The sequence below is a fragment of the Arthrobacter sp. ov118 genome, from assembly GCF_900116495.1.
Classification (GTDB): Bacteria; Actinomycetota; Actinomycetes; order Actinomycetales; family Micrococcaceae; genus Arthrobacter.
The window spans coordinates 1-26,128 of sequence record NZ_FPAY01000016.1; the positions used below are offsets into that span (position 1 = coordinate 1).

General features: G+C 66.9%; 26 protein-coding genes and 1 rRNA gene. 11 read left to right on the forward strand and 16 right to left on the reverse strand.

Annotated elements, in window-relative coordinates; genetic code table 11:
• The 4 genes from BM372_RS19785 to rpmB form a co-directional block, all read right to left on the reverse strand.
• Positions 1 to 82: ribosomal RNA gene (locus BM372_RS19785) — 16S ribosomal RNA — on the reverse strand; the annotation flags it as partial.
• Positions 83 to 755: 673 nt separating this feature from the next.
• Entirely contained in the window at positions 756 to 1,061 is a 306-nt protein-coding gene (gene rpsN, locus BM372_RS19790) for a 30S ribosomal protein S14 (RefSeq protein ID WP_090957160.1), read from the reverse strand.
• Between the two features lie 3 nt (positions 1,062 to 1,064).
• Positions 1,065 to 1,232 carry a 50S ribosomal protein L33 gene (rpmG, locus tag BM372_RS19795; RefSeq protein WP_003798558.1) on the reverse strand — a complete coding sequence of 56 codons (168 nt, stop codon included), beginning with the start codon at positions 1,230 to 1,232 and terminating at the stop codon, positions 1,065 to 1,067.
• Complete coding sequence (gene rpmB, locus BM372_RS19800; protein WP_015938871.1) at positions 1,232 to 1,468, reverse strand: 50S ribosomal protein L28; 237 nt, start codon at positions 1,466 to 1,468, stop codon at positions 1,232 to 1,234. Before rpmB ends, rpmG begins: the two co-directional genes overlap by 1 nt.
• 489 nt (positions 1,469 to 1,957) lie before the next feature.
• Here rpmB and BM372_RS19805 point away from each other — a divergent pair, with 489 nt between their 5' ends.
• The 3 genes from BM372_RS19805 to BM372_RS19815 are packed head-to-tail and all read left to right on the forward strand — an operon-like array spanning position 1,958 to position 4,753.
• Positions 1,958 to 3,403: a ferredoxin reductase family protein gene (locus tag BM372_RS19805; RefSeq protein WP_090957161.1), complete on the forward strand. Its 1,446-nt coding sequence runs from the start codon at positions 1,958 to 1,960 to the stop codon at positions 3,401 to 3,403.
• Positions 3,400 to 3,942 carry an FMN-binding protein gene (locus BM372_RS19810; protein WP_090957162.1) on the forward strand — a complete coding sequence of 181 codons (543 nt, stop codon included), beginning with the start codon at positions 3,400 to 3,402 and terminating at the stop codon, positions 3,940 to 3,942. The genes BM372_RS19805 and BM372_RS19810 overlap by 4 nt, the downstream gene beginning before the upstream one ends.
• A gap of 40 nt (positions 3,943 to 3,982) precedes the next feature.
• The gene (locus BM372_RS19815) at positions 3,983 to 4,753 is read left to right on the forward strand and encodes an FAD:protein FMN transferase (protein ID WP_090957163.1); all 771 of its coding nucleotides are present in this window, start codon (positions 3,983 to 3,985) and stop codon (positions 4,751 to 4,753) included.
• 7 nt (positions 4,754 to 4,760) lie between these two features.
• Here the strand turns inward: BM372_RS19815 and BM372_RS19820 are convergent, their stop codons facing one another.
• Both BM372_RS19820 and BM372_RS19825 read right to left on the reverse strand, forming a co-directional pair.
• Complete coding sequence (locus BM372_RS19820; protein ID WP_090957164.1) at positions 4,761 to 5,531, reverse strand: SGNH/GDSL hydrolase family protein; 771 nt, start codon at positions 5,529 to 5,531, stop codon at positions 4,761 to 4,763.
• A gap of 81 nt (positions 5,532 to 5,612) precedes the next feature.
• Entirely contained in the window at positions 5,613 to 6,092 is a 480-nt protein-coding gene (locus BM372_RS19825) for a MarR family winged helix-turn-helix transcriptional regulator (RefSeq protein WP_090957165.1), read from the reverse strand.
• Positions 6,093 to 6,195: 103 nt separating this feature from the next.
• Here BM372_RS19825 and BM372_RS19830 point away from each other — a divergent pair, with 103 nt between their 5' ends.
• Positions 6,196 to 6,483: a YciI family protein gene (locus BM372_RS19830; RefSeq protein WP_090957166.1), complete on the forward strand. Its 288-nt coding sequence runs from the start codon at positions 6,196 to 6,198 to the stop codon at positions 6,481 to 6,483.
• A gap of 202 nt (positions 6,484 to 6,685) precedes the next feature.
• Here BM372_RS19830 and BM372_RS19835 read toward each other — a convergent pair whose 3' ends face one another.
• The 9 genes from BM372_RS19835 to BM372_RS19875 all read right to left on the reverse strand — a co-directional run bounded on the left by BM372_RS19835 (position 6,686) and on the right by BM372_RS19875 (position 18,766).
• On the reverse strand, positions 6,686 to 7,774 hold the full coding sequence (locus BM372_RS19835; RefSeq protein ID WP_090957167.1) for a siderophore-interacting protein: 1,089 nt from the start codon (positions 7,772 to 7,774) through the stop codon (positions 6,686 to 6,688).
• On the reverse strand, positions 7,771 to 8,598 hold the full coding sequence (locus BM372_RS19840) for an ABC transporter ATP-binding protein (protein ID WP_090957168.1): 828 nt from the start codon (positions 8,596 to 8,598) through the stop codon (positions 7,771 to 7,773). The genes BM372_RS19835 and BM372_RS19840 overlap by 4 nt, the downstream gene beginning before the upstream one ends.
• Position 8,599: 1 nt before the next feature.
• Complete coding sequence (locus BM372_RS19845) at positions 8,600 to 9,631, reverse strand: FecCD family ABC transporter permease (RefSeq protein ID WP_256214468.1); 1,032 nt, start codon at positions 9,629 to 9,631, stop codon at positions 8,600 to 8,602.
• A 122-nt stretch (positions 9,632 to 9,753) separates the two neighbouring features.
• Positions 9,754 to 10,833, reverse strand: coding sequence for a FecCD family ABC transporter permease (locus BM372_RS19850; RefSeq protein ID WP_090957169.1), 1,080 nt, complete (start codon positions 10,831 to 10,833; stop codon positions 9,754 to 9,756).
• Between the two features lie 9 nt (positions 10,834 to 10,842).
• Positions 10,843 to 11,904 carry an iron-siderophore ABC transporter substrate-binding protein gene (locus BM372_RS19855; RefSeq protein ID WP_090957170.1) on the reverse strand — a complete coding sequence of 354 codons (1,062 nt, stop codon included), beginning with the start codon at positions 11,902 to 11,904 and terminating at the stop codon, positions 10,843 to 10,845.
• Positions 11,905 to 12,012: 108 nt separating this feature from the next.
• Positions 12,013 to 12,723 carry a hypothetical protein gene (locus tag BM372_RS19860; protein ID WP_090957171.1) on the reverse strand — a complete coding sequence of 237 codons (711 nt, stop codon included), beginning with the start codon at positions 12,721 to 12,723 and terminating at the stop codon, positions 12,013 to 12,015.
• Positions 12,724 to 12,959: 236 nt separating this feature from the next.
• Entirely contained in the window at positions 12,960 to 16,439 is a 3,480-nt protein-coding gene (locus BM372_RS19865; RefSeq protein ID WP_090957172.1) for an ATP-binding protein, read from the reverse strand.
• Positions 16,436 to 17,290 (reverse strand): DUF4194 domain-containing protein, encoded by an 855-nt coding sequence (locus tag BM372_RS19870; protein ID WP_090957173.1) that lies wholly within the window; start codon positions 17,288 to 17,290, stop codon positions 16,436 to 16,438. The genes BM372_RS19865 and BM372_RS19870 overlap by 4 nt, the downstream gene beginning before the upstream one ends.
• A 3-nt stretch (positions 17,291 to 17,293) precedes the next feature.
• Positions 17,294 to 18,766, reverse strand: coding sequence for a DUF3375 family protein (locus BM372_RS19875; RefSeq protein WP_090957174.1), 1,473 nt, complete (start codon positions 18,764 to 18,766; stop codon positions 17,294 to 17,296).
• Between the two features lie 157 nt (positions 18,767 to 18,923).
• On the opposite strand from BM372_RS19875, the gene BM372_RS19880 reads away from it, so the two are divergent.
• From BM372_RS19880 to BM372_RS19895, 4 genes are all read left to right on the forward strand, one after another.
• On the forward strand, positions 18,924 to 19,313 hold the full coding sequence (locus BM372_RS19880) for a PepSY domain-containing protein (protein WP_090957175.1): 390 nt from the start codon (positions 18,924 to 18,926) through the stop codon (positions 19,311 to 19,313).
• 195 nt (positions 19,314 to 19,508) lie between these two features.
• Positions 19,509 to 19,838, forward strand: a complete 330-nt coding sequence (locus BM372_RS20800; RefSeq protein ID WP_090957176.1) for a hypothetical protein — start codon at positions 19,509 to 19,511, stop codon at positions 19,836 to 19,838.
• Positions 19,839 to 20,021: 183 nt separating this feature from the next.
• Complete coding sequence (locus tag BM372_RS19890; protein WP_256214469.1) at positions 20,022 to 21,968, forward strand: acyl-CoA dehydrogenase family protein; 1,947 nt, start codon at positions 20,022 to 20,024, stop codon at positions 21,966 to 21,968.
• A 158-nt stretch (positions 21,969 to 22,126) separates the two neighbouring features.
• Entirely contained in the window at positions 22,127 to 22,909 is a 783-nt protein-coding gene (locus tag BM372_RS19895; RefSeq protein ID WP_090957177.1) for a hypothetical protein, read from the forward strand.
• A 43-nt stretch (positions 22,910 to 22,952) separates the two neighbouring features.
• Here BM372_RS19895 and BM372_RS19900 read toward each other — a convergent pair whose 3' ends face one another.
• On the reverse strand, positions 22,953 to 23,345 hold the full coding sequence (locus BM372_RS19900) for a YchJ family protein (protein WP_177236088.1): 393 nt from the start codon (positions 23,343 to 23,345) through the stop codon (positions 22,953 to 22,955).
• Between the two features lie 231 nt (positions 23,346 to 23,576).
• Here BM372_RS19900 and BM372_RS19905 point away from each other — a divergent pair, with 231 nt between their 5' ends.
• Genes BM372_RS19905 through BM372_RS19915 form a run of 3 tightly spaced genes read left to right on the forward strand, consistent with a single transcriptional unit; the run spans position 23,577 to position 26,115 of the window.
• Positions 23,577 to 24,212, forward strand: coding sequence for a hypothetical protein (locus tag BM372_RS19905; protein ID WP_090957179.1), 636 nt, complete (start codon positions 23,577 to 23,579; stop codon positions 24,210 to 24,212).
• A gap of 40 nt (positions 24,213 to 24,252) precedes the next feature.
• Entirely contained in the window at positions 24,253 to 25,257 is a 1,005-nt protein-coding gene (locus BM372_RS19910) for an aldo/keto reductase family protein (RefSeq protein ID WP_090957180.1), read from the forward strand.
• Between the two features lie 3 nt (positions 25,258 to 25,260).
• Complete coding sequence (locus BM372_RS19915) at positions 25,261 to 26,115, forward strand: SDR family oxidoreductase (protein ID WP_090957181.1); 855 nt, start codon at positions 25,261 to 25,263, stop codon at positions 26,113 to 26,115.
• Positions 26,116 to 26,128 lie beyond the last annotated feature (13 nt).

Sequence of the window (26,128 nt, forward strand, 5' to 3'; positions counted from 1 at the left end):
AAGCACCGGATCATCGTTCGACTTGCATGTGTTAAGCACGCCGCCAGCGTTCATCCTGAGCCAGGATCAAACTCTCCGTTGAAGAAAAACAGACACAGCACGCACCCCCGGGAAAACGGGAACAACGCACTGCACAAAATTTGAAACCAGCTGAAAAACCAGACCCGACACGGGGTGACGGGCCCGGCAAAACAACCAATCCATAATAAATTGGTATCAACAAACTTGGCACACTATTGAGTTCTCAAACAACAGACACACCCGGCACCACCACAACCACCAAACGGTCGCGGATCGCTCCGGAGCAACTTTTCAAACTTACCCGAACCCGGACCACTTCGCAAATCCACATCCCTGCGAACCGCAAACCATCCGAACCCGCCCCCACCAAACCCGGAGCGCACGAAACGCCGACCAGATCAGGTCTTGAAATTTAGGGGAGTGGCCGCCTCCGGTTCCCAGCTTTCCGCTGGTCTCCCTCTCGGCGACTTAGAAAACAATACACCCACCACGCCCCCACCGCAACCCGCCCCGGAGCCACGCCAAAAACCCCGCCAGCGCGGGCCAAAAGCACCCGCCTGCACCCACGGAGGCGCTCCGCCGTCGTACGTCAGTGCTGTGTGGTGCGTCACCGCTGCCCGGGCCGGCAGCAGGCTAAGTATCCGGGCGTTTAACGCAGGAAGGGCCGGCAACCAAATGGTTGCCGGCCCTTCTTGAAGTCGTTGGCTCAGGCCACAGGCTTCAGGGGTGCTGAATTACCAAGAAGACTTCGTGATGCCCGGGAGCTCACCGCGGTGAGCCATGTCGCGGAAGCGAACACGGGAGATGCCGAACTTCTGGAAGGTACCGCGGGGACGGCCGTCGATGATGTCGCGGTTACGCAGACGGATCGGGGACGCGTTGCGGGGCAGTTTCTGCAGGCCGAGGCGTGCTTCTTCACGTGCTTCGTCGGTCGCGTTGACGTCAACCAGGGTCTTCTTCAGCTCGAGGCGCTTTGCAGCATAGCGCTCGACGATGACTTTACGCTGTTCGTTCTTAGCAATCTTGGACTTCTTAGCCATGTGTTAGCGCTCCTCTCGGAATTCGACGTGCTGGCGGATTTTGGGGTCGTACTTCTTCAGGACCAGGCGGTCCGGGTCGTTACGACGGTTCTTGCGCGTCACGTAGGTGTAACCCGTGCCCGCGGTCGACTTCAGCTTGATGATCGGACGTACGTCCTTGTCCTTTGCCACTAGAGCTTCACTCCTCGTGCCAGGATGCTGGCGACGACAGCGTCGATGCCGCGTACGTCGATGGTCTTGATGCCACGAGCAGAGACCTGCAGCGTGACGTTACGGCGCAGGGACGGAACCCAGTAGCGCTTCTTCTGGATGTTCGGGTCGAACCGACGCTTGTTGCGGCGGTGCGAGTGCGAAATGCTGTGTCCAAAGCCCGGCTCGGCTCCGGTCACCTGGCAGTGTGCTGCCATGACGACTCTCCTCAAAAAATAAATGAAACGGCTAACAGAATTCCGTTGACCGTGCGTTAAGCGGCGTCCGCATCCAGCTCCCCCCAATCTCCGGCTCCGCGGGATTCAAGCAGACGGTACAGACCGGCTGCTTCCTCAATGCGGCGAAGATTGTGGCACGGGCACCGGGCGTTGACGGTCCATTGGACAACCATTGCGAAGTGCCAGGATGCTGGGCGAATACAGGAATGCGCGCAACTTGAGCCCCTAACTACCGGCCGCCAAGACCGTCGATTTCTCGTCACGGGTCCTGCCAACCGGAGCAATTGCACACGCTCCGCGCCACCTAGCGCCTACCAAGTCTACGAGTTCGACGAATTAAAGACCAATCCGTCCCTGCACGGTGTATAGCGGGCTGCCCCGCCGCGCCGGCGGCATGCCTTCGCAGGTCATATGCCGGACGAAGCAGTTTCACAGCAAAATGATAGACATCAGGGCGAATCTGAAGACATGAACGCACAACTTCTTTCGACCCGTCCCGAGGTTCGCCGGGGCTCCTGTGGCGCCGCGGCGAACCCCTTCGAGGGGCAGCATCGACGGCGGTTGCTGAAAGCGGACCTGCTGACCGTCCTCTTCTGGGCGTCCTTGGCGGGCGCCGTAGCTTTGTGGCTGGCCGACGGCGGAGCAGCCGGCTTCTCGACTCCCGCCGGCGCCTTCACCGCCCTGGGCATTGTGGCCGGCCTCGCCGGCATGGACCTGGTCCTCCTGATGCTGCTCCTGGCCGCCCGCATTCCGCTCATCGACCGTACTGTCGGCCACGACCGTGCCCTTGAGTTCCACCGCAAGCTGGGCAAGCCGGCTCTTTACCTCCTCCTGGCGCACGGGATTCTCATCGCGATCGGCTACGGCATGGCGGAAGGGCTGGATCCCGTCAGTGAGTCGGCGGCGCTGTGGGTCCTGGTGCCCGACATGTGGCTGGCGTACATATCCATGCTCCTGTTCATCGCCGTCGTGGTCACCTCCCTTGTGGCCGTCCGACGTCGGTTCCCGCACGAATTCTGGTACGCGGTCCACCTCCTGACGTACGCGGCGGTCCTGACCGCACTCCCCCACCAGTTCAGTGTGGGCGGTCTCTTTGCCGAAGGCACCTGGCAGCGCTGGTACTGGCTGGCACTATGCATCGCGACCGGCGCCGCCCTGCTCTACTACCGCGTAGTCCAGCCCCTGGCGGCGACCTTCCGTCACCAACTGACGGTCAAGCGGGTGGTGCAGGTATCCCCCGGGGTGGTGAGCATTGAGATGTCCGGCCTGCGCCTTGACCTGCTGGCAGGCAGCGGCGGCCGGTTCTTTATCTGGCGTTTCCTGGCGCCCGGGCTGTGGTGGCACCCGCACCCGTTCAGCTTGTCCGCCGAACCTGTCCAGTTTGATGCCGCAGGCCAGGGCGTGTTGAGGATCACCGTCCGCAACCTCGGCAGGGGTTCGGCCCAGCTCGCATCCCTCAGGCCCGGAACCAAGGTGGCCGTGGAGGGTCCGTACGGGTTGTTCAGCAGCGCCGCGCGGAGCCGCAGGCACGTCGTGATGGTCGGTGCCGGGATCGGCATCACCCCGATCCGCGCGCTGCTGGAGAGCACGCCATTCCACCCGGGGAACGCCACAGTCATTCTCCGTGGCCATAGCGAATCCGAACTCTACCTGGGTGAGGAAATCCTCGAACTTTGCCGGCAGCGCGGCGCCACGCTTTTCCATCTCACAGGCTCCCGTCCGGCCGGCGTCCGGACCTGGCTGCCGGAGAACTCCGCACGCGCCGGCCACCGGCTGGCCAGCTTCGATCCGAAGATCGCCGAAGCGGACGTTTACGTCTGCGGCCCCGCCGCCTGGGCACAAAACGTGCTTGAGGACGCCCGCGCAGCCGGCGTTCGGGAAGACCAACTCCACTACGAAAGGTTCGACTGGTGAGAACTCGCGCAGCAGTTTCAGCAGCCCTCGCCTCCGCCGGCATCCTCATTGCAGGCTGGCAATCAGGCATCCACGTGGCCGACATCGGCAGCACCGTCGCGAGCGCGGCCGGCAGTACGGGGTCCACGGGCCCGAGCGGAACTTCCGGCTCAACGGGTTCGTCCGGCACTACGGGGTCCACGGGCTCGTCAGGAACGTCCGGCTCGACCGGTTCGTCCGGCTCGTCGAGCGCGGGCGGCGCCACGGGGGCCTCGGCCAAGGCCGTAGCGACCTACGACGGTTCCGTCGTCCAGACCCGGTTCGGCTCCGTCCAGGTGCAGATCACGGTACAGGCAGGAAAAATCACTGATGTCACGGCGCTGCGGCTGACCGACGCCGAACGCAAGTCCGAGCAGATCAGCAACCGGGCTGCCCCGCTCCTGCGGACCGAGGTCCTCAACGCCCAGTCCGCGGACGTGCAGACCATCAGCGGCGCCACGGTGACTTCCGCCGCGTACTTGAACTCCCTCCAGGCGGCACTCGATGCAGCCAACCTCTGAGCTGGGCAGTTCGGCCCTGAGGGCCAGGACTTTTGGCTCCATGGGCACCGTCGTCAGCCTCACCGTTCCTGCCGGCGCCGTCCCGGAAACGGCCGCCGGCGCGGACGGCGGGCTCGACGATGCCGCTGCCGCCGTCGAACTGGTATTTGCCCGGATGGATGAAGCCTTCAGCCTGTACCGCCCCGATTCGGAGGCCAGCAGGCTGGCGCGCGGGGAGCTTTCGCTCCGCGAAGCATCCGCCGGAATGCGGGACCGCTACGCGGACGCGCTCAACTGGCGGCTCACGACGGAAGGCGCGTTCTCCCCGGAACGACCCGACGGCGTGCTGGACCTCTCCGGGATCATCAAGGGCTATGCGATCGCGCAGGCAGGCGAGTCGCTGCGCTCCCGCGGGATCACCGAATGGTGCCTGAACGCCGGCGGCGACGTCCTGGTGATGGGCTCGCCCGTTCCGGGCAGCGCGATGTCGTGGACAGCCGGGGTGGTGGACCCGCAGGACCGCTCGGCGCTGCTGTCCGCATTCGAGTTGGGCGGCGGGCCCGGCGGCTGGGAAACAAGCACCCGGCGTGCCCTTGCGACGTCGGGCTCGGCGGAGCGGGGCGACCACATCTGGACGGCCGGCACCGGCGGCGCGGAATTCATCCAGGTTTCCGTGGCCGCGGCGGACATTGTCACGGCCGATGTGCTCGCGACGGCGATCGTCGCCGGCGGGGCCGCGATGCTGGACCGCGCCACGGACCATTGGGACATCGATGTACTCGCCGTCCGCCGCAACGGGCAGCTGCTCGCGACGCCGGGATTCCGCGCCTGACCGTCCGTTACCGGCCCTCCGGGCGGGTGAGCTGGCCATACTTTGGCCGCAGACCGTCTCCAGACGACTTCCCGGTGACGCGCCGGACAACCCACGGCCCGGCGAATTCGCGAACCCAGCGGGCGTTCGCCCGGATGGCCTCCGCCCGGCTCAGCTCCGGCACCGGCGTCATGGGCGGGACGTCAATCGAGTGCTCGTGTTCCAGGACAGTGAGGACGCGCTTGGCCATGTTCGCGTGGCCGGCGGCGGACATATGCATCCGGTCGGTGGCCCACATGCCCCAGTCGTAGTATTCGCTGAAGCGCCAGTAATCGACCAGCAGGGCACCGTGGTCGCCCGCGATTCCGCGCACTAGTTCGTTGTAGATAGCGGTGCGGCCGCGCATGGTGCCGAAAATCTTGGAGCCGCGCGCGTCGAAGCCCGTGAACATCACTACGGTGGCACCGGTGGCCGCGAGCTTGCGGATCCCGGCGTCGTATTCCACCAGAAGGTCATCAATATCGATCTTGGGCCGCAGGATGTCATTCGCGCCGGCGTAGATGGTCACCAGGGTGGGATTGAGTGCGACGGCGGCGTCCACCTGTTCAGCCATGATTTGGCGGAGCTTCCTGCCGCGGATGGCGAGGTTCGCGTAACCGAACCCCGGGTCTGCGGTGCCCAGTTGCTCTGCCACCCGGTCCGCCCAGCCCCGGACGCCGTTCGGGCGGCCGGGGTCGTCGTCACCGACGCCTTCCGTGAAGGAGTCTCCAAGGGCTACATAGCGGGACGTGAAATCCATGAACCAAGTCTGCCAGCAGTTGCCAGGAGCAACAAAGATGCCAACTGACTAGCAGCAGGGCGGGACCCGGGTAGATGGAAGCTAGCTTTGGCGCAGAATCCAGTGGTCATCGTCGAGGCGGCCCACGATCTTCTCGCCGATCTGGGCTAGGTTGGCCACGTCCTCCGGGCGCAAGGCGTCGAGGAACAGGGACCGGACAGCCTCGACGTGGCCCGGAGCGAGCTTCACGATGGTGTCCATGCCGGCGTCGGTCAGGTGCGCCGTGGTGACGCGGGCGTCGCCGGGGTGCGGCCGGCGCTCAAGCCAGCCCCGGTTCTGCAGCTTGGTGACCACATGGGAGAGCCTGGACAGGGAGGCGCTGGTGCGCGCGGCGAGCTCGCTCATGGGCAGGAAACGCCCCTCGGCCTCGGAGAGCATCGCCAGGACGTTGTAGTCGAACAGCGAAAGCTTGCCCGCGGCATGGAGCTGCGTGTCCAGGGCGGCCGGGAGCAGGGTGTTGATGCTCAGCAGGGCGAGCCAGGCCCGGCGTTCGTCGGCGTTGAGCCAGCGGGGATCGGTCATGGCTACATTGTAGGAGAAGTGAAGCTTGACGGTTCAACTTCGAGGTGGGCAATTCCGGAAAGTTCCTGCCTGCCCGGCGGCCGGCTACCGGTAGGCTGGCCGCATGTACGTAGTCTCCCTGACCTACAAGGTCCCCGACGACATCGTGGAGTTCCATCTCCCGGCACACGTGACGTGGCTGCAGGCCGCCTTCGATGCGGGCGTCTTCATGGTCGCGGGCCGCAAAATCCCCCGCACCGGCGGCCTGCTCCTCTCCAACGCCGACCGCGCCAGCCTGGACGCCGCCCTGGCCAAGGACCCGTTCTACGTCAACGGCGTGGCTGACTTCGAGGTCATGGAGTTCCACGCCAACCGGGTGGCCCCGGGCTACGAAAACCTGCTGGACGGCTGAATCCGGGCGGCTGCCGGACCCATGCCGGACACGGCCCTAGCCGCCGGCGCTTGATCTTGTGGGGCACGCCGAGGTGATCGAGCGCCTGCGAGGCACACCCTAACCTCGCAAAAACCCGGCAGGGAAAGTGCCAGTTAATAGGTGGGGAATCAACAGGTGAGGGGCGTCGACGCGGGAACCGCCACAACTGCGGGAGCGTCACTTACAGTTCGGCCTTCCCCTGCCGCCAGTAGCCCATGAACGCCACCTGCTTCCGGTCGATCCCCGCGTTCCGCACCAGGTAGCGCCGCAGCTCCTTGACCGAGCCCGCCTCGCCGGCGATCCAGGCGTAGAACGGCAGGGTACCCGCGGGTCTGTCAGGGTTCCTGCCGGCTCCGATCGCCTCGGCGTCCATCCGGGCGGGGGTCTCCCACAGGATGTCGCGGTCAATGTTGACGTCCTCTGGTTCGGGCCCGGCGGCGGGGTGTTCCGGCCCGGCAGCAGGGTTCGGGGACGTGACGCCCACCCAGCCTGGCGCCGGCACTGCCGCGCGGACCGCTTCCTGCAGCAGCTCACCATGAGGGCGGGGCCGGCCGCTGGCCGCGCCGCGGGCCAGCCAGGTAATGCCGATATCGGCGGCTGAGGTGAGGTCTTGGAAGTCAGCGGCGGTCGGGACCTCGAGGATGGCTTGGCCGCTCATATAGGGCGGAAGGCTGTCGAGGATGGAGCTGATCGCCGGGACGGCAGTCTCGTCCCCGGCCAGCAGAACCCGCTGGGCCAGGCCCGGCCGCCATTCGATGCCGGAGTAGCTTTCCGCCGTGACACAGTGGGCGGCCCGGTTGTTCGGCCCGATTAGGACCAGGCTGTCCCCGGGCTGGGCGCTCAAGGCCCAACTTGCTCCCGGGCCGGCGTTGCCGGCGGCGTCGAAGTGCAGCACGAAGTCGACGTCGATCTCCGGATAGACGGCGTCGAGGCGCTCTTGCCGCACGGTGTAGGTGCGCATGGAGCCGCGGGTGGCTGGGTCCATGGCCATCCATTCCTGGTACCAGCCCGGCTGCTCCGTCCGGAATGCCGGCAGGGGCACGGCCGTGCCATCCGCCGCTGTGGACGGAATCATCACCTTGATCCGCAGATCCAGGGGGTCGCCGTGGACGCCGAAGTCCCGGAGGCTGTAGCCCCCGAAGGTGATCCGGCGGAACGTTCGACTGAGCGTCCGGACCGCAGTGACCGTGACCTCGAAGGCACGGGTCATCGGTTCCGTCGGGACGTGGGACGCGAGGGTGACGGGTTTGGCACTGTTGGCGGTTCTCATGGGACCAGCTCCAGGATTTCAGCGGCGTACGGGGACCCGGCATGGTGCCTGCCGAGGGGGAGGACGAGGGGTTGTCCTGACACCGGATCGGGAACCACCACCGAGTCCAGGCCGAAGACGTCGCGGACGAGTTCTTGTGTCACGACGTCGGCCGCCGTGCCGACAGCCACGATCCGGCCGTCCTTGAGGGCGACGACGTGGTCTGCGTAGCGTGCAGCCAGGTTCAGGTCGTGGAGCACAATAGCGACAGTGGTGCCGCGTTGCCGGTTGAGATCCGTGACGAGGTCCAGGACCTCCACCTGGTGCGCGAGGTCCAGGTAGGTGGTGGGTTCATCCAGCAGCAGGACGTCAGTCTCCTGTGCCAGTGCCATCGCGATCCAAACCCGTTGGCGCTGGCCGCCGGAGAGCTCATCCACATTGCGGCCGGCGAGCTCCACTGTCCGGGTGGCCTCGAGCGCCCGCTGCACGGCGGACTCGTCCTGCTCCGACCAGTTCCGAAAGAAGCCCTGGTGCGGATAGCGGCCCCGGCCCACAAGGTCCCGGACAGTGATGCCGTCGGGGCCCACGGGGTGCTGCGGGAGCAGCCCCAGGGTCCGGGCGAGTTCGCGGGCGGGCCGTGCATGGATGTCCTTGCCGTCCAGCGTCACACTGCCCCCGACCGGCGTGAGCAGCCGGGTCAGGCCGCGCAGCAGGGTGGACTTACCGCAGGCGTTGGCCCCGACAATCATCGTGACCTTTCCTTCCGGGATCTCGGTAGTGAGGCCGTCGGTTACCCGGCGCTGCCCGTATTGCAGCGTCAGGTCACACGCTTTGAGTACTGCCATCTCAAGCATCCTTTCGGTTCGCGGTGACCAGCAGCCACAGCAGGAACGGGGCGCCGAGCGCGCCAGTGACAACACCGACCGGCAGGACGGTGCCGGCCAGCAGCAGCGGGGCGAGGTTCACGGCGAAAAAGTCCGCCGCAAGGACAATCAGGGCACCGAGCATGGCGGATGCCGGCAGGCTGGGCCCTCCAGCGAGGCGTCGGGCGATGGGTCCGGCCAGGAACGCCACGAACGCGACCGGCCCGGCGGCGGCCGTTGCGACGGCCGCCAGGGCGACGGCCGTCAGTACGACGGCGAGTCGGGTCAGGCCCACGCGCACGCCGAGGGCAGCCGCGGCATCATCGCCCAGTTCCAGAATGCGCAGCGGCCCGGCGAGTGCGGCCACCGCGGGCACCAGGACCAGCAGCGCAACGCCCAGGACCCCGGCTCGGTCCCAGCTCGCCGGGTTGAGGGAACCGTTGAGCCAGACCAAGGCTTCGGCGGCGGTACGAATGTCAGCCCGGGTCAGCAGGAAATTGACGACGGCGCCAAGCGCGGCCGCCATGCCGATGCCGGCCAGGATGAGCCGGTTGCCCGCGCCATGGGACAGGTTCCCGCCGCCACCAGACTGGCTGCGGGAAATCGCATAAATGAGAGCGGCGACTGCGAGCGCTCCGGCGAGTGCCGCACCGGACACCACAGCGCCCGAGGCGCCGAAGACGGTGATGGCAGTGACGGCCGCCGCACTCGCCCCCGAGCTGATGCCGATGACGTCGGGGCTGGCCAAGGGGTTCCGGAGCATCCGCTGGAAGAGCGCGCCGGACAAGCCGAAGGCCACTCCGATCATGGTGCCTAGGACGGCCCGGGGCAGCTTAGTTTCGAGAACGATGAAGCTTGCGCCGGGGATTCTCTTCCCGCCTGTCAGTTGCGCCATGACGATCCGGACGAAATCGGGGACGGTCACTGTGTAGCTGCCGAGCAGCACGCTGACGGCCAACAGGACGACGACGGCGAACGCCAGCCAGGCGGTGCGGCCCAGACGCGGCAGGCGCAGCCCTGACCGGTTGACGGAGCGCCGGTCCAAGGAACGCCGGTCAGGCGAGGTCCGGCCCTGCGGCGGCGTGGTTGGCGCGTTGTCACCGAGTTCGCGCGCCACGGAGAAGAGGTCGGGATTGCTCACAGTCCTGCCCCCTTGCTGCGGCGGACCAGCCATACGAAGACCGGGGCGCCCACGAGTGCGGTCACGATGCCGGCTGGCACTTCGCCGGGCAGCAGGACCACGCGGCCGATCACATCGGCGGCGATCAGCAGCGCGGGTGCCAGCACCAGTGAAAACGGCAGGATCCAGCGGTAGTCGGGGCCGGTCACAACCCGCACCGCGTGCGGAACCACCAGCCCCACGAAACCGATGGGACCCGCCAAGGCCGTGGCAGCGCCGCACAGCAGCACGACGCCCGCGGCGGCCAGGCCCCGGTTCAGTCCCACGTTCTGGCCCAGCCCGCGGGCCGTGTCATCACCGAGGGCCAGGCTGTTCAGGGCACGGCCGGAGGCAAGCACGATCAGGGCACCAACGGCCAGGAAGGGCACGCCGGGGAGGACCACCGCCCAGTCGCGGCCCGCGATGCCGCCGACCTGCCAGAAGCGGAAGCGGTCCAGGGTGTCCTGGCTGGAGACGAGGATGACGTTCATGAGGGAGAACAGCCCCGCGCTAAGTGCAGCGCCGGCGAGGGCGAGTTTCACCGGGGTGGCACCCTCCCGGCCGAGGGAAGCGATCAAATATACGACGGCGGCGGCCGCGGCGGCACCGATGAAGGCAAACCAGATGTAGCCGGTGAGTGAGGAGACTCCGAAGAGATAGATTCCGGTGACGACAGCCAAGGCCGCCCCGGCGTTGATGCCCATGATTCCCGGGTCCGCCAGCGGATTCCGGGCCAGGCCCTGCATCGCTGCCCCGGCGAGACCCAGGGCACCCCCGGCGAGGAGCCCCAGAACCGTCCGCGGAATCCTCGCGTGGACCACGGCGTGGTTTCCGTCGTCAGGGTTGAACTGGCTGAGCCCCTGCCAGACCGTGGTCAGGGACAGGTCCCGGGCCCCGATCGCCAGGGAGGCCGCGCAGGCCAGCACGAGGACGACGCCGGCAGCCAGCAACCCGGCGGCACGCGGAGCGGGCAGGCGCCAGACCGATGCGGTGACGGCTTTCCGTCCGGCGGGTGCGGTGACGGCTTCCGGGCCGGCCGCCGCCGTTCGCGATGTCATGGCCTGCGGCTACTTGGCGTCCGCTGCTGCGCCGAGCTGGGGCAGGAACGTGTCCAGTGACCACGGCAGGCTCAGCGGCGAGGATGCGGAGATGGAGAGCGTGAGCGTGTTGTTCGAGTCCGCGACGAGGGCGCCGTTCTTGATGGCAGGGATCTGGCCGAGGAGCGGGTCGGCCTTGATGCCGTCCGTGGTCTTGGCGTCCGGCACCCAAGTGACAAAGACGTCGGAGGCCAGCTCATTGGCCTTCTCCGCGGACCACGGAATGAAGAATTCCTTGGAACCGGCGGTGTTCTCCGCCACGACCGGGGCCAGCTTCATGCCGATGCTGGACAGGAAGCGCGGACGGTTGTCATTCGCGGTGTAGACGTTGATGCCATCGCTCTTGGCCGGCTCCAGATTGCCGTAGATGAAGGTTTTGTCCGCGAGTTGGGGGTACTGGGAGACCTTCTCCTTAATGGTGGCCTCCGTGTCGGAGATGAGCTTGCTGGCCTCGGCCTCCTTGCCGAGGGCCTTGCCGATGATGCTGGTGGACTCCTGCCATGGCGTTCCGTAGGCCACCTCCGGCTGGGCGATGACCGGAGCGATTTCACTGAGTTTCTTGTAGTCCTCCGCCGTCAGGCCGGAGTAGGCGCCGAGGATGACGTCCGGGTTCAGTTTGGCGATTTCGGTGAAGTTGATGCCGTCGGCCTCGGAGAACTGCGCTGGCGCCTTGCTTGTTCCGAATCCTGCCCCGAGCTTTTCCAGCGCGGCGTCCTTCCAGGGTGTGGACCCCTGGTCGTTGCCGCCCCACTCGTTCTTGGGCACGCCCACGGGGACCACGCCGAGGGCGAGTGCCACGTCGTCATTGACCCACGACACGGTAACCACGCGCGTAGGCTGCTCTTCGATGGTGGTTTCGCCGAAGACGTTCTTGATGGTGACGGGGAAGGCCGAGCTGGCCGGCTGGCTGGAGGCGCCGGCCGCCGTAGAGTTTGCCGGTCCTGTGGAGCAGGCGGTGAGGGCAAGCGCGACGGCGGCCACGACAGCTGCGGCGCGGGCGGTAAAGAAACGGGAACAGGCGGCGGAAGGCACGGAACTCCTTAGGTAGTGAAGCAAACCTAAGTAAGGCTAGCCTATCCTCAGATGAATTAAGAAAGGTTTGAGTAACGTAATTATTCCGTTGTCGTAGGCGCTCAGGAATCAGCGGTAGGAGATGCTCAGCAGCAGGGTCTTGAGCGCCTGCCCCTCCGCACCGGCCAGCCAGGTCTTGGCCGCGTCGTCGCCGGCGAAGGGTTTCTCGATAAACTCGACGTCGGCCACCAGGACCCCGGTCGCGGTCCGGATGATGCCGTCGAGGGCCATCTCCGCTCCGGCGATCGGCGCGCCGGCACACAGGTGCATGCGGTACTTCGCATTGTCGTTCACACGGTCCACGTAGAAGGCGTACTGGGCCTGGGGTGCGGGCTGCCCCTGCAGCCCGGGAACGGGGGCGGACTCGAAGACGGTCCTCGTCACGGGGTTCGTCACGCCATCGGCAATCTTCCCGGAGTAGATAGTGGCCTGCTTCACGCCGCCGGCGTCATAAACTGTGGCCGTCCCGACGAAGGGCGATTTTCCGGCCGTGAAGAGTTCGACCCGCCAACCGGCCGGATATTTGAAGGACACGTGGCCGTCCGGGAATGAATACGTCGCCAGGTCGGCCGCCGCGGGAGCAGAGGCCTGGACGGGGGAAGGGCCGGCCGTAGCCGGCGGGCCCGACGCTTCGGGGGCAGACGCGGCGCTTGCCGGAGCCGACGGGGCGGCAGCGGGCGAGGCGCTGCCGCCCGCGACTGCCGCACCGCAGCCGCTCAGGGCGAGTGCCGCGGCGGCCGCGAGGGCGGCTACGAAGGGTGCGCGATGCGGAGGGAGCATGGTGGTGCCTTTCCTGGGACGCCCAAGCTCGGCAGGGTCGAAGGCCCAGGCGCCTCGCGGCGTGTTCCGTGCGAACCCTGTGGAGCGCGGGAAGAAGGATGATGCTCCAAAGATTGGCACGCGCAGGAGGGCCGGAACAGAGCCCATACAATAAATCCATCGATTTGTTATACATCGGCCCTAAAAGCAGGTAACAGCCGTTCGCAGACGGCCGCCACCCCATTTCTTGCCCCGTCCTAGCGCAGGACGATGTCCACAGGGTTCGCCTCGGAGCGCCAGAGCCCTTCCGTGCCGGGCCGCGGGCGGATCACGGGCGCGGTCAGCACGCCGGAACGGTTGGTGCGCTTGTCCCGCAGGATCTCCGTCACCGAACCCAGGTGGCGGGAGAGGTCGATGACATTTTCCGGGGCGGCCAGGAGCAGCTGGAAGCCGAATTCGTGCAGCGCCTTGATGCCGGCCCCCGCGAACTCCTCCGACGCGAGGACAAAGGCCTCGTCCATCATCACGGTCCCGTACGTGGTGAAGCCCTGTTCGGCGATGCCCAACTGGTAGCTCAGCGCCGCCGCCATGATGAAGGCCGTGAAGCGCTGCCTCTCGCCGCCAGACATGGAGCCGGTGTCAGCATGCATGAAGACTTCGGACTTCGCGGAACTGCTCTTGCCGGCACCTGGCACTGTGCGGTGCTCCTTGCACTGGATGAACAGGTGACCGCGGACATCCAGCACCTCGGCACGCCAGCGCCGGTCCTCCGGGGTCTGCGACCCGAGCCGCTTCACCAGCGTTTCGAGGGACTTGTAGCGGTTGGTGAGCTCGGCGTCGTCGTCCGCCTCCCCAGCCCCAACGGTTGCCGCAGCGGACCGGCCCGGCCTGGCATGCCGAACCTTGAGCGCGTTCTGGACGGCGTCCTTGAACTGCTTCGCCGTCGCCGGGAGGGTCTGCTTGATGTCCAGTTCCAGGAAGCTGCCCTCATGGAAGTTGACCTCGGACAGGATGCCGTTCAACGGCAGGATGCGGCTGGTGATGGAGCGGCGTTCCTCATCCAGCAGGTGCAGCAGGGTGGAAAAGGATTCATGCGTGCGCTGGTTGAAGAACTGCCGGAATTCGGCCTCCTGCGCGGGCAGCCCGTCGCTGACGATCGCGTGGTAGCGGGATTCGAACTCCCCCGCCGCGCCGATCGATGTGCCGTGGTCCGCTGATATCGCGGTCCCCCATTCGCGCACGAAGCCCTCGAAAATGCGGGTGAGCCGCTCCGAGGTGGCCTGCCCACGGGACTCGGCGCCGTGCAGTTCCGCGAGGAGCCGGGTGCGGACCTGGTTGGCGAGGTTGTCGAGCTCGTGCATCTCCATGACGTCACCGAACCCGGTAAAGTACGGTTCCAGCGCGGCGACGGCGGCTTCCGACGGCGGCGACTGCGCCAGCCGGCTGCGCGCACCTTCGAGCAGCGCATCTGCGGCGGTCAACCGCGAATCGAGCGCCTTGTACTCGCTCTGCAGCACTGCCGCCGCCTCGGTGCTGGACTGGTGCTTGTGCCGAACGGCTTCGATGTTGGCGCGCAGCGGTTCCAGGTCGGCCTGCGCGGCGAGGGCGTCCTTGAGGCGCTGTTCGATCCGGGCGAGCTCCTCCGCGGCCACGGCCGCCGAAACCTGATCCCAGGGCCGGTGGTCCTCGGCCACGCGGCGCAGGGCGTCGAGCTGCCGGGTCATGCCCTGGTGTGACTCTTCCCGGCTTTGCGCCAGTTCGGCAGCCTTGGCCAACTCCTGCTGCAGGTCCTCGACTTGGGCGGCCACGAGCTCCAGCTTGGCGGCGTTGTCGAAACCAAGGACGTAATCCTGGCGGGACGTGAAGCGGTCGTCCTTTTCCACCGTGTGGCGGTTTCGTTTGACCACACCGCCCAAGCTCAAGCCCTTGTCGAGGGCGGCGAGCTCGTCCGGGTCTTCCACGCACGGGTACGCGAAATCGAGCGCAATCCGTTCGCGGAGCCAGGCGCTGGCCTCGGCCAGCCCCTCCTGGCGCGGGCCGGCGTCGGCGAGGAACCTGAGCTTGGTCACCAGGTCCCCGGCGGCCGCGTCCTCGAGGGCCAGCGCGCCGCCGGCAAGTGGCTTGGACACATCCACGGCGCGCAGGGCGCCGCGCACGGAATGGTCATTGAGGTACCGGGTCACGGCGCCGAAGTGCTCTCCCGGCACCAGCAGCGTGGTGGCCAGGCTCCGGAGCGCGCGCTCGGCCGCCGGCCGCCATTGCTCCTGGTCTTCCGCGAGGTCGATCAGTTCGCCGCCGAAGGGCATGTGCTCTTCCGGCACGCCGGTGGCCGCCGCGATGGCGCTGCGGTTCTCAATGCTTGCCGGCGGCAGCAGCGACTTGCGGGTCTTCAGTGACAAGAGTTCCTGCTGGGCGGCGGCGAGCTCCCGTTTCTTGGTTGCGTGGCCGTCGAACGCCTCGAAGCGCAGTTCCCGGAGCGCCTCGGAATCGTCCTGCAGTTCGGCAGAGCGCGCGGCGGCGTGCGCATGGGCCTGTTCCCAGCCGGCGGCCGACCACTGAAGGTCCAGGCCGGCGTCGGAGAGCGCCTTGCGGGTCGCCTCCTCGACTTCTTGGCGGAGCTTGAGCCCCACCCGGGCGTTCTCAAGCGACTGCTCAATCGCAGAAATCGCGTTGCCGCCCTGGTTGTTGTACTCGCCCTCCAGCTGGCGGAGCTCCTTGGCGAAGCCGTCACGGACGGCGCGTTCGGCCGCGAGGTCGCCGGCCCTGGCCTGGGCAAGCTCCTTCAACCGGGCCAGGGTCTTCCCGTGGACGGTAACAGCGAGTTGCAGCTTGTAGGCCTCGAATTCCTCGCCGGAAAGTTCCCGCAGCCGGTTCGCGTCGAGCAGCGCCTGCGCGTACTCCTTGTTCAGCCCGGGGACGGGAGCCAACTGGTCGCGCTGCTGCCGCACGTCCTCCAGTCGCTGCCGGATGGACATCAGGTTGCTGAATTCTTCGACGACGTCGTCCGCGGCGGCCAGCGTGGCCGGGGCATCGAGGACCTGGTCGCGGAAGAACGTGTTGACGCTGCCGCCGAGCCCCTTGCCGGCCTGGATGACGCGCAGCAGCGGCAGTGCCTGATCGGAGCTGATCCCCAAGAGGCGCCGGAAGCGTTCGGCGAAGGCCTTATGGACGTCAAAAATCTGGGCATCGGGGAAAATAACGTCCAGAGCAGATTTGGTGAACCGCTTGTCCGCGATGCCCTCGATCGCCGTGAGGTCCAGCGGCTTGTTGTCCATCACATAGAACCGGCCGACGCTGGATTCTGTGCCGTTCTTGGGCAGGTCGAACAGCGCCGAGACCGTGACCTGGGTGCCGGCCGCGTTGTCGAACGTCAGGGCGACGGCGGACCAAGTCGCGCCGGGGCGCTGGAACGCACTCGCCGAGCCCTCCCCGACTGCCTTGTCGCCGACCTTGCCGCGCATGTACGTGAACGTGGTGCGCTTGTCCTCCACCGCACCGCCGGCCCGCTGCGCCGCGGCTTCGTTGGAGCGGGGACGGGCATCAAAGACCCGAAGCATGGCGTCGAACAGCGTGGATTTTCCGACGCCGGAATTGCCGGTCAGCAGTGTGCCGTTGCGGTCCACGCGCATGGTGTGGGCGCCGTGGAAGGTGCCCCAGTTGACCACCTGGACAAGGGCGAGCCGCATCTGGCCGGGGTTCGTCACGTCCCCCATGGGCAGCATGCTGGCGATGCTCACTTGGCTGCCTCCTTGTTCGTGGTTGCGATAGTTGTGGTCGCCTTTGACTCCGCAGCCGATGCCGCCCCCGCCCCTTCGCCGTCGTCGTCACCGGCGGCGTCGTCCGTGTCCGCCGGGGCGGCGCCGTCGAGGTCTAGGAGGGGTTCGGTGCCGGAGGGGTCCGTGCTGGCGGCTACCAAGGCTTCGATTTGGGCTGGGATGTCCCCGATGTTGTCGAACGGCAGGGCCAGAGGGAGGGCGTTGGAGATGGTGTAGACCTCCTCCAGGCCTGTGGTGAGGAGGAGTTGGCGGGCCAGGAGTTTGGTGATGGCGCGGTTGACGACGTCGGAGTCGCGGAGGGCGTCCTGCTGGCCGGCGGGCTGGTAGTGGGCGACGAGTTCGGCGATTTCCTCGCGGGTGATGGTCGGGTCAGTCTGGGCGGTGATGTGGCGGTCCAGGAGCAGGCGCAGGCGGAGCAGGACGATGGTTTCGACCCGGGAAAGGGCCCGCTGCTGGCGCAGGATGCTGGAGCGGGTGCTGCCGCCGATCGCCTCAGGGTCCACGGGGCGCAGGACGGCGACCTTCCGCTCGTGGTCCAACTGCATGGTCAGGAACAGTTCGGAGAGGCGGCTGCGGAGGATGAGCTGGTTGTCCAGGAGCGTGGTCCACAGTTTTTCATCGCGGCCGCCGTCAATGTACGGGCCCTTGAGAAGCTTTACGAGCGCCTGCCGGACCTTCATCGGGAGCACGCCCGTGTCGCCCGGGAAGAGAGCGGCACCGTCGACGAAAGTGTCCCGCGGGGTGACGGTGAAGGGATGTTCAGCAGCATTTGCCGCCCCGGCACTCGTGGTGGTGTTAGAAAACTCAGTCAATGGTCAATCCTTTGTGAGCGTGACGACAGGCAGGTAGGCGGTGCGGGTGGTGCCGTCGATTTGCTCGAACTCAACGGGCCCCCAGGCTTCGCGGTCGAAGGTGGCGCCGTCGTGGAGGGTCTGCGAAAGCAGGGCCCTGATGGAGTTGATGTGGCGTTCCCCGGCCGGCAGCTGCTCCCAGGCCTCGGTGAGGGTAGAGGCGCCCGCGAGCGCAGTGCGGATGACTTCCGGCTTGGCCTTGCCGGTCCGGGGCGAGCGCGCGCGGTCAGCGTCCGAGAACGAGATGGGGTCTGCCAGCTTTGGGGGCGCCGCAAACTCGTCAGGATCGAAGAGCTTGACCATGGCCAGGGACTCGAACCCGGCGCCGAACAATACCGGTCCGCGCACCAGCCCCGGCCGTTCGCGCTCGTACGGCAGGGACCGGATCGCCTGCTCCGCCTCGCGCAGGACCGTGCGGAGCCGGACCGACTGGCGGAAGTCGTCGCTCTGGACGTACGTATTGAGGCTCTCGCTGAGCTTGCCGTAGATCCTCTGGATCTGGCTGTGCTGGCTGCGGAGCTCGGCCACGAGATTCTTGAGCGTCTCACGTTCATCGTGGCTGAGCTCATCCGCGAACTGTCGGCCCAGCACCTCGCCAATCGCGGACCGGAACCGCAGCTGCTGCTGCGGGTCGTCCAAGAACGCGGTGAAGGAGCGGAAGGTCCGGCCTTCGGGGCTTTCCCGGAGGCGTTTGTCGGCCTCGAGCACCTGGGCCATCGTGGCGCCCTTGCTCAGGGATTCCTCGATGATCTGGTTGCGCAGCTCCCCCACGAGCTCTTCGATCCGGTCACGCATTTTCTTGTAGTCCGCGGGCAGGCTGGCCGCGAGATCGAGGATGTTGCCGGCAGCCTCCACGGCCTCATCGTCATCGAGCAGCCCATCGAAGTCCCCGGAGCTGATGTCCTCGATCAGTTGGCGGCGTTCCTCAATCTCATCCTCGAGGGATTCGAGCCGTGCGCTCTGGTCCGGGTTGGTCTCATGCGCGAGCTTCTCGACGTCGCCGAGCAGCGTGCCGAGCCGGGAGCCGTTCAGCGTGGAGCGTTCGCTCGACAGGCTGTCCAGGAAAGCCAGGACGCGGGCCGCGGGCTCGGTGACCTCATAAACGATCGCACCGGACTGGTTCCGGCGGGTCAGGAAGTTCTTGCGGGTCCACTCGTCCGCATATTTCTTTCCGGTGGGCGCGCCGGGGCCCGCACCGCCCAGCTGCTCTCCCGTGCCGGGGGCCTGCCGCCGGAGCTGCTCAAGGAAGGCGTCGACGTCGGCGTGGAACTCTTCCAGCGGCAGCTGCGCGCGGGTGCGCGTGAAGGAGGCCTGGAGCACGGCGATCACCCAGGGCGCCGAACGCGTCAGCGCCCAGGCAGGACCCTTGGTGAGGAGCTCGAGATCCCGGAGGCGGGCGCTGATGGCGTCGGCTGACGTTCCGGCGGATCGGGACACACGCTCTCCTTCGATTGCCAGCGGATGGTCGGGGTGTTGGGGCAGCGGATTCGCAAAACTGCCAGCTACAAGGTTAACGCAGGCCCCCGACGGATTGATCATTGTCCCCTTCCCGCATCCGGAGCACACTGGAAGAACCAGCTACGAGGGGACGATCATGCGGAAGAAAACCATGTGGATCACTGGTGGGGCAACCGCGGCTGTGGTGCTAGGGGGAGCCTCGGTGGCGGTGGCGGCGACCCAACAGGCCAGGGACTTCCCGCCCTGGCACCCGGCCGCCTTGGTGCTCGGCGTTGGCAGCCTGGAATCCGACGACGACTTCGGCGAGTCGGATGGTCCTGCGCTCAGCGACGCCGACCGCGCGATGGCATCCAAGACTGCCTTGGCGAAGGTCGGCCAGGGCACCGTCACGGAGGTGGAACGCGACGACAACGGCGCAGCCTACGAGGTGGAAGTGCGCCTTAGTGATGGCACCCAGGTCGAAGTGGCACTTGGAACGGACTTCAAGGTCCTGAGCCAGAGCGCGCCGGAACATGACGACGACTAACTCCGCATTGCCTTCGGGCAGCTGCGACGGCTGGGACTGGTGAGGCTGCCGCAACCGCTCCGTGACCTACGCTTCGGTAGCATTTCGATCCCATATCAAGAGGCGCGCAACGGGCCAGAGGGCCTAGTTGCGCACGCCTCCGGCACCCTACGCTCGGGCTACTGGTTCAACCGACGCAATGGTGCAGGGGGAAGAATGCAGTTCGACCTTAGCGCAGTGGAAACGGGCACGATGGTGGTCACCGGCACCCTCGTGTTCGCCCTGATAATCGGCCTCTTCATGATGGTGTCCGCGTTCGCGGCCATGGTCTTGGTCGGTGTGGGTCGGCTCACCTGGTACCTCCTGGCCCGTGGGGTGACGGGCCTGGTCCACGGCATCAACCACGGCTGGGACCGGCTGGTCCGCCACGTCGAGCTGCCCGGCGACTTCCAGGTCGACTTCGGCACCGATTTCCTGGCTGACGGTCAAGGGCAGACAGCCCCTAGCACCGGCACTTACCCGCGAGTAGTATTGCGGGACAGCTGAAGGGTCCTCCACCCGCGGCGGATCCAGTGCTCAAGCCGGCCACCCGGTTAGAGGAGATGCCCAGTGAGCTCCGCCATTGAAGATCCTGCTGCCGCTGAAGGCACTCCGGTGCCAGAGACCCTTGTTTCGGAGACCCCCGCGCCAGAGACCCCAGTGCCGGAGACCCCGGCGCCAGAGACCCCCGTGCCGGCAGACCACCTCGGCCCCGAGGCGACTGCCGCCGACGCGCGGGCCATCGCCGAGGCCGCCCGTGAAACCAGCTGGACGCAGCCCAGCTTCGCGAAGGGCCTTTACCTTGGCAGCTTCGACCTGAGCCTGATCCATCCGTGGCCCGAGGCCCCGGCGGACGACGTCGAACGCGGCGAGGCGTTCATGGCCCGGCTGACCGAGTACTGCCGCACAATCTCCGGGCGCGCCATCGAACGCGACGCCAGGATTCCGGACGAATACCTCCACGGGCTTGCCGAGCTCGGCGCGTTCGGCATGAAGATCCCCCGCGAATATGGTGGGCTGGGCCTCACCCTGGTGTATTACGGCCGCGCCCTGGGCCTGCTGAGCTCGGTGCACCCCAGCCTCGGTGCCCTGCTGTCCGCGCACCAGTCGATCGGTGTCCCGGAACCGGTCAAGGTCTTCGGCACGCCGGCCCAGAAGGCGGAATACCTGCCCCGGTGCGCCGCCGGGTCCGTCACGGCTTTCCTGCTGACCGAGCCCGACGTCGGCAGCGACCCCGCCCGGATGGGCAGCACCGCCGTCCTCTCCGACGACGGCGGGTCGTACGTCCTGGACGGCGTCAAGCTGTGGACCACCAACGGCGTCATCGCCGAACTCGCAGTGGTCATGGCGGTCGTGCCGTCGCACACGGATGCGGACGGGACGGCCCACAAGGGCGGGATCAGCGCGTTCGTGGTGGAAATGGACTCGCCGGGCATCACCGTGGAAAACCGCAATGCCTTCATGGGGCTCCGCGGGATCGAAAACGGCGTCACCCGCTTCCATCAGGTCAGGGTCCCGGCGGCGAACCGGCTGGGCCGCGAAGGCCAGGGCCTGAAGATCGCCCTCACCACGTTGAACACCGGCAGGCTCTCGCTTCCCGCGTTGTGCGTCGCCTCGGGCCGGTGGAGCCTGAAGATTGCCCGCGAATGGTCCAACGCCCGCACCCAGTGGGGGCGGCCGATCGGCCAGCACGAGGCGGTGGGCAAGAAAATCGCCTTCATCGCGGCCAGCTCCTTCGCTTTGGACGCCGTATTCGAACTCTCCGCGGAAATGGCCGACGCCGGCCAAAAGGACGTCCGGATCGAGGCGGCTCTGGCCAAATTGTGGGCCACCGAGATCAGCTGCCTCATCGCCGACGAACTCGTGCAAATCCGGGGCGGCCGCGGCTTCGAAACGGCCGACTCCCTGGAAGCGCGAGGGGAGCGCGCCGTCGCCGCGGAACAACAGCTCCGCGACATGCGAATCAACCGGATCTTCGAGGGGTCATCGGAAATCATGAGGCTGCTGATCGCCCGCGAAGCCGTGGACGCGCACCTGGCCGCGGCTGGAGACCTCGCCTCGGAGGACGCCGGCCTGTCGGATAAGGCGAAGGCCGCCGTCGGCGCTTCCGGCTTCTACGCCAAATGGCTGCCCAAACTCGTGGCCGGCGCCGGCATGGACCCGAGGTCCTACAGCGACTTCGGCAGGCTCGCCAAACAACTGCGGTATGTGGAGCGGTCCTCCCGCCGGCTGGCACGGCAGACCTTCTACGGGATGGGCCGCTGGCAGGCAAAACTGGAACACAGGCAGGTGTTCCTGGGCCGGATCGTGGACATCGGCGCGGAGCTCTTTGCCATGGCGGCGTGCTGCTCCCGGGCCGAGATGCTTCTGCGCACGCAACCGGAACGTGGCGCCTCGGCGTACGAACTTGCCGAGGCCTACTGCGAGCAGGCCCGTGTCCGCGTGGACGAATACTTCGACCGGCTGTGGCGGAACACCGACGATGCCGACCGCATTCTGGCCCGCAAGGCCCTGGCCGGGGACTACACCTGGCTTGAAGCCGGGGTCCTTGACCAGTCAGAAGGAACCGGACCGTGGATCGCGGACGCCAATCCGGGCGCCTCAGCCCGGGAAGACCTGCACCGGAAATACCGCTGACGTGCGCCTATGGTCTGCTATGTGGGCCGGAACAAAATAGTAAGTACCCTTGCTACCTAGCTGCGCCCATGATTAGGTGGTCTGAGACCTCGATGGGGTCGAAGCATTGCGGCCCGGTTCAACCAGTTCCGGGTGAATCAATGAAAGCGAGCACCCACATGAGCAGCCCAGTAGGCCCCGAAGACCGCACGCCCCCTCAGAGGCACGCCGATGACGGAACACAGGCCCCAGATTCCCGCATCCACGATGCCCGGCAGGACGGCGCGCACGCCGAGCGCCCCGCACCAGCTGGCCCGGATACCGGGGTCCTGACGGCGACCCGGGAGGACCGGGTTGCGGGGCACCCCGTCGCTGACGAGGTTCCGACCCGCCAGAGCGTCGTCGCCCGCGAAAAGGAGCAGTTCGGGGGCATCCAGATCGGCGCAGCGTTCTTCGGCTGGCTCACTGCCACCGGCACGGCCGTCCTGCTGACCGCACTGGTAGCCGCAGCCGGCACGGCCGTCGGGCTCGCCACGAACAGCGATGTGAACGCCACGGTCAACCAGGCATCCAACAACCAGACCGTGGGGATCGTCGGGATCATCGTGCTACTAGTGATCCTGCTGGTCGCCTATTACTGCGGCGGGTACGTGGCCGGGCGGATGGCCCGGTTCAATGGCGCCAAGCAGGGCCTCATGGTCTGGATCTGGGCCCTGATTGCCGCCGTGGTCGTCGCCGCGCTGGGCTTCGTCGCCGGACAGCAGTTCAACATCCTGGCGAACCTGAACAGCTTTCCCCGCATCCCCATCAATGAGGGCCAGTTGAGCCTGATGAGCATCATCGCCGCTGTAGTGGTCGCGGTCGTGGCGCTGATCGGCGCAGTTCTGGGCGGCCTCGCGGGCATGCACTTCCACCGGAAAGTGGACCGCGCCGGCTTCACCCCGACCCAAGGTGAGCGGTGAAAGCCGCCGAGGCTGATCCCATTAGCTGAGCATCAACTGACCATTAACTGATGGCGTCGGCACCGAGGTAGTACCAGCGCCGGTGCTGGCGCACGAACCGGCTGGTTTCGTGCTGGACGCCGCGGTCGCCGTCGTGCCGGTAATGCGCAGCGAACTCAACCACCCCCTCGGTGTCCAACGGGCCGCCCCGGCTGGTGGAAAGGATATCCAGGCGCCGCCATTGCACGTGTGGATCCAGCTCCAGCCCGGCGGGCCGGGTGTCCGGATGCCAGGTCCGCAGCAGGTAATCCTCGTCCCGCACCACGAAAGCGCTGTACCGGGAACGCATGAGTTGCTCCGCCGTCGGCGCCTCGGCGTCCCCGCGGTGGAACCGTCCGCAGCAATCGGCGTACTGCTCGCCGGACAGGCAGGGGCAGGCTGCTGGCGCGTGCGTCACAAGATGTCCTTCCGGCTGGCCGGACGACGCCGGCAAGGGTGTCTTTGACTATAGCCGCCTGCCCCCAGGCCCGCTTCCCTGCTCGCGCATAACGGCTTTGACACATCTTCGCCAGGACCGTCGGGAGCGGCACGGAGCCGGCAAAAAGTACGTATTGTTAAGCGAGGCTCCTGCCCGCCACGTGCTTGCGGCAGGGGGCCGCGCTGCAGCAGGCTGGCTAGGAGAGGTGACATGGAAGATCCGACAACCATTGCGCTGAACCTAACTTTTTTCGGCACCCTTGGCGTGGCGTTCTTCATGTTCCTCGGACTCTTCGTGGTCTTCGCCGCCACGCTTGTGATCGCCGGAATCGGCCGGCTTGCGGCTGTTGTAATCATGGCCGTTGCGAGAGTCCCCGGCCGCGACCCGCAGCCGCGGAACCAGCGGGCAGACCAACCAGCAGGCCGTCCAGCCGGCCGACCGGCCGCGAAGCCTGCGGGGACGGCCGGGATGGTCAAGCCGGGCCGCCCCGCTCGGTTCGGTGCCAAGACGGAGCCCGCAATCTCGCCGGAGTGGGCGGCTGCCGTGGCCCGGGCGGATGCCCGTGCCGCCGCGAGGGCCAAGGCCGAGGCCGGCCCCGCCGTCCGGGTTTCGGTCCGCGACTTGCCCAGCCCCAAGGCGCCGGCGCGGGACATCACGAAAGTCTCGGCCCTCGTGGAGTCGGCCACGGACAGCAACGGAACACTCGGCGTAGTCCCCCGCGCGTTCAAGAAGCCGCCGATGCCCGTCCCGAAATCCCTGCTCGACACCGGCTCCCTGGTGTCGCTGCGCGGCATTCTCCAGGCCGGCAAAGCCAAACCACAGGCCCAGGAGCGCAAAGCCGGCTGAGGCCTTACCCCCGGCAAACAAGTCGGCTACGTTGGGACCCATGGAATTCAGATACCTTGGGAACAGCGGCTTCAAGATTTCGGAAATCACCTTCGGTAACTGGCTGACCCACGGCTCGCAGGTTGGGAACGACGTCGCCACCCAGTGCGTCCGGGCCGCGCTCGACGCCGGAATCAGCACCTTCGACACGGCAGACGTGTACGCCAACACGGCGGCGGAGACCGTCCTGGGCGAATCCCTGAAGGATGAACGCCGGGAGTCATTGGAAATCTTCACCAAAGTCTTCGGCCCCACCGGCCCCAAAGGCCACAACGATCTGGGCCTGTCCCGCAAGCACATCATGGAATCCATTAACGGCTCCCTCCGGCGGCTGCAAACCGACTACGTGGACCTGTACCAGGCCCACCGCTACGACTTCGAGACGCCGCTGGAAGAGACTATGCAGGCCTTCGCGGATATTGTGCGCCAGGGCAAGGCCCTGTACATCGGGGTCAGCGAGTGGACGGCCAACCAGATCCGCGACGGCCACGCCCTGGCCAAGGACCTGGGCTTCCAGCTGATCTCCAACCAGCCGCAATATTCCATGCTGTGGCGGGTAATCGAGGCCGAGGTGATTCCCACGTCGGAAGAACTGGGCTTGTCCCAGATCGTTTGGTCCCCGATGGCGCAGGGCGTGCTGAGCGGCAAGTACCACCCCGGCAAGCCCGCCCCCGCGGGCAGCCGGGCCACGGACGCGAAAGGCGGTTCGCGGATGATCGAACGCTGGATGTCCAACGAGGTTTTGAACAGCGTCCAGCAGCTCAAACCGATTGCGGATGAGACAGGGCTGACCATGGCCCAGCTCAGTATTGCCTGGGTGCTGCAGAACAGGAACGTGGCCTCAGCCATCATGGGCGCATCCCGGCCGGAGCAGATCGAGCGGAACGTGGCGGCCGCCGGAGTGAAGCTGGACCCGGTGATCATGGACAAGATCGATGCCGTCATCGGATCGCTCGCCGAACGCGATCCGGCGCAGACCAAATCGCCCGCCTCCCGCGAGGCCTAGTCCGTGACCGCCGCGCCCGATCTCGCCGTCACCGGCTCCACCGGCCAACTCGGCGCCCTGGTGGCCCGGCTGCTGGCGCAGGCCGGCAGCGCTCAGCGCCTTCTGGTACGGGACGCCGCCCGCGCTCCCGAACTCGACGGCGCTGTCCCCTTCGTGACCACCTACGCCGACGAGGAGCGGACGAAGGCAGCGCTGCTCGGTGCGAAAACGCTGTTCATGGTCTCCGCCGCCGAAGCCGAGGACCGCCTGCAGCAGCACTACGCCTTCGTTGACGCGGCCGCCGCAGCCGGGGTCCAGCACATTGTGTACACCTCGTTCTTCGGAGCAGCGCCGGATGCCACGTTCACCTTGGGCCGGGACCACTTCGCGACAGAGGAACGGATCAAGGCCTCCGGCATGGACTACACGTTCCTGCGGGACAACTTCTACCTGGACTTCCTGCCGCTGCTGGCCGGGGAGGACGGCGTCATCCGGGGGCCTGCCGGTGACGGCGTCATGGCGGCCGTGGCCCGGTCGGACGTTGCCCGCTCGGCCGTTGCCGTGCTGCGGGACCCGGCCCTGCATGTGGGACGGACCTACAATCTCACCGGCCCGGAAAACATCTCTTTGACCCGTGGCGCGTATATCCTCACGGCCAGAACCGGCCGGACCGTCAGCTTCCACAACGAAACCCTGGAGGAGGCCTACGCGTCACGCGCCTCCTATGGTGCACCGCCGTGGCAGGTGGATGCCTGGGTCAGCACTTACACGGCCATCGCGGCCGGCGAACTGGCCGGGCCGACGCCCGACGTGCATGAACTGACGGGCCGCGAGCCGCTGAGCCTCGAGCAGTTCCTGGCCGAGGCGCACACCCTGTAGCCGCCGGCGCCGC

Coding starts and splice junctions, on each gene's coding strand:
- rpsN (WP_090957160.1), bottom strand. CDS start 1,061: ATGGCTAAGAAGTCCAAGATTGCTAAGAACGAACAGCGTAAAGTCATC.
- rpmB (WP_015938871.1), bottom strand. CDS start 1,468: ATGGCAGCACACTGCCAGGTGACCGGAGCCGAGCCGGGCTTTGGACAC.
- BM372_RS19805 (WP_090957161.1), top strand. CDS start 1,958: ATGAACGCACAACTTCTTTCGACCCGTCCCGAGGTTCGCCGGGGCTCC.
- BM372_RS19815 (WP_090957163.1), top strand. CDS start 3,983: ATGGGCACCGTCGTCAGCCTCACCGTTCCTGCCGGCGCCGTCCCGGAA.
- BM372_RS19820 (WP_090957164.1), bottom strand. CDS start 5,531: ATGGATTTCACGTCCCGCTATGTAGCCCTTGGAGACTCCTTCACGGAA.
- BM372_RS19825 (WP_090957165.1), bottom strand. CDS start 6,092: ATGACCGATCCCCGCTGGCTCAACGCCGACGAACGCCGGGCCTGGCTC.
- BM372_RS19830 (WP_090957166.1), top strand. CDS start 6,196: ATGTACGTAGTCTCCCTGACCTACAAGGTCCCCGACGACATCGTGGAG.
- BM372_RS19835 (WP_090957167.1), bottom strand. CDS start 7,774: ATGAGAACCGCCAACAGTGCCAAACCCGTCACCCTCGCGTCCCACGTC.
- BM372_RS19840 (WP_090957168.1), bottom strand. CDS start 8,598: ATGGCAGTACTCAAAGCGTGTGACCTGACGCTGCAATACGGGCAGCGC.
- BM372_RS19850 (WP_090957169.1), bottom strand. CDS start 10,833: ATGACATCGCGAACGGCGGCGGCCGGCCCGGAAGCCGTCACCGCACCC.
- BM372_RS19860 (WP_090957171.1), bottom strand. CDS start 12,723: ATGCTCCCTCCGCATCGCGCACCCTTCGTAGCCGCCCTCGCGGCCGCC.
- BM372_RS19880 (WP_090957175.1), top strand. CDS start 18,924: ATGCGGAAGAAAACCATGTGGATCACTGGTGGGGCAACCGCGGCTGTG.
- BM372_RS20800 (WP_090957176.1), top strand. CDS start 19,509: ATGCAGTTCGACCTTAGCGCAGTGGAAACGGGCACGATGGTGGTCACC.
- BM372_RS19895 (WP_090957177.1), top strand. CDS start 22,127: ATGAGCAGCCCAGTAGGCCCCGAAGACCGCACGCCCCCTCAGAGGCAC.
- BM372_RS19905 (WP_090957179.1), top strand. CDS start 23,577: ATGGAAGATCCGACAACCATTGCGCTGAACCTAACTTTTTTCGGCACC.
- BM372_RS19910 (WP_090957180.1), top strand. CDS start 24,253: ATGGAATTCAGATACCTTGGGAACAGCGGCTTCAAGATTTCGGAAATC.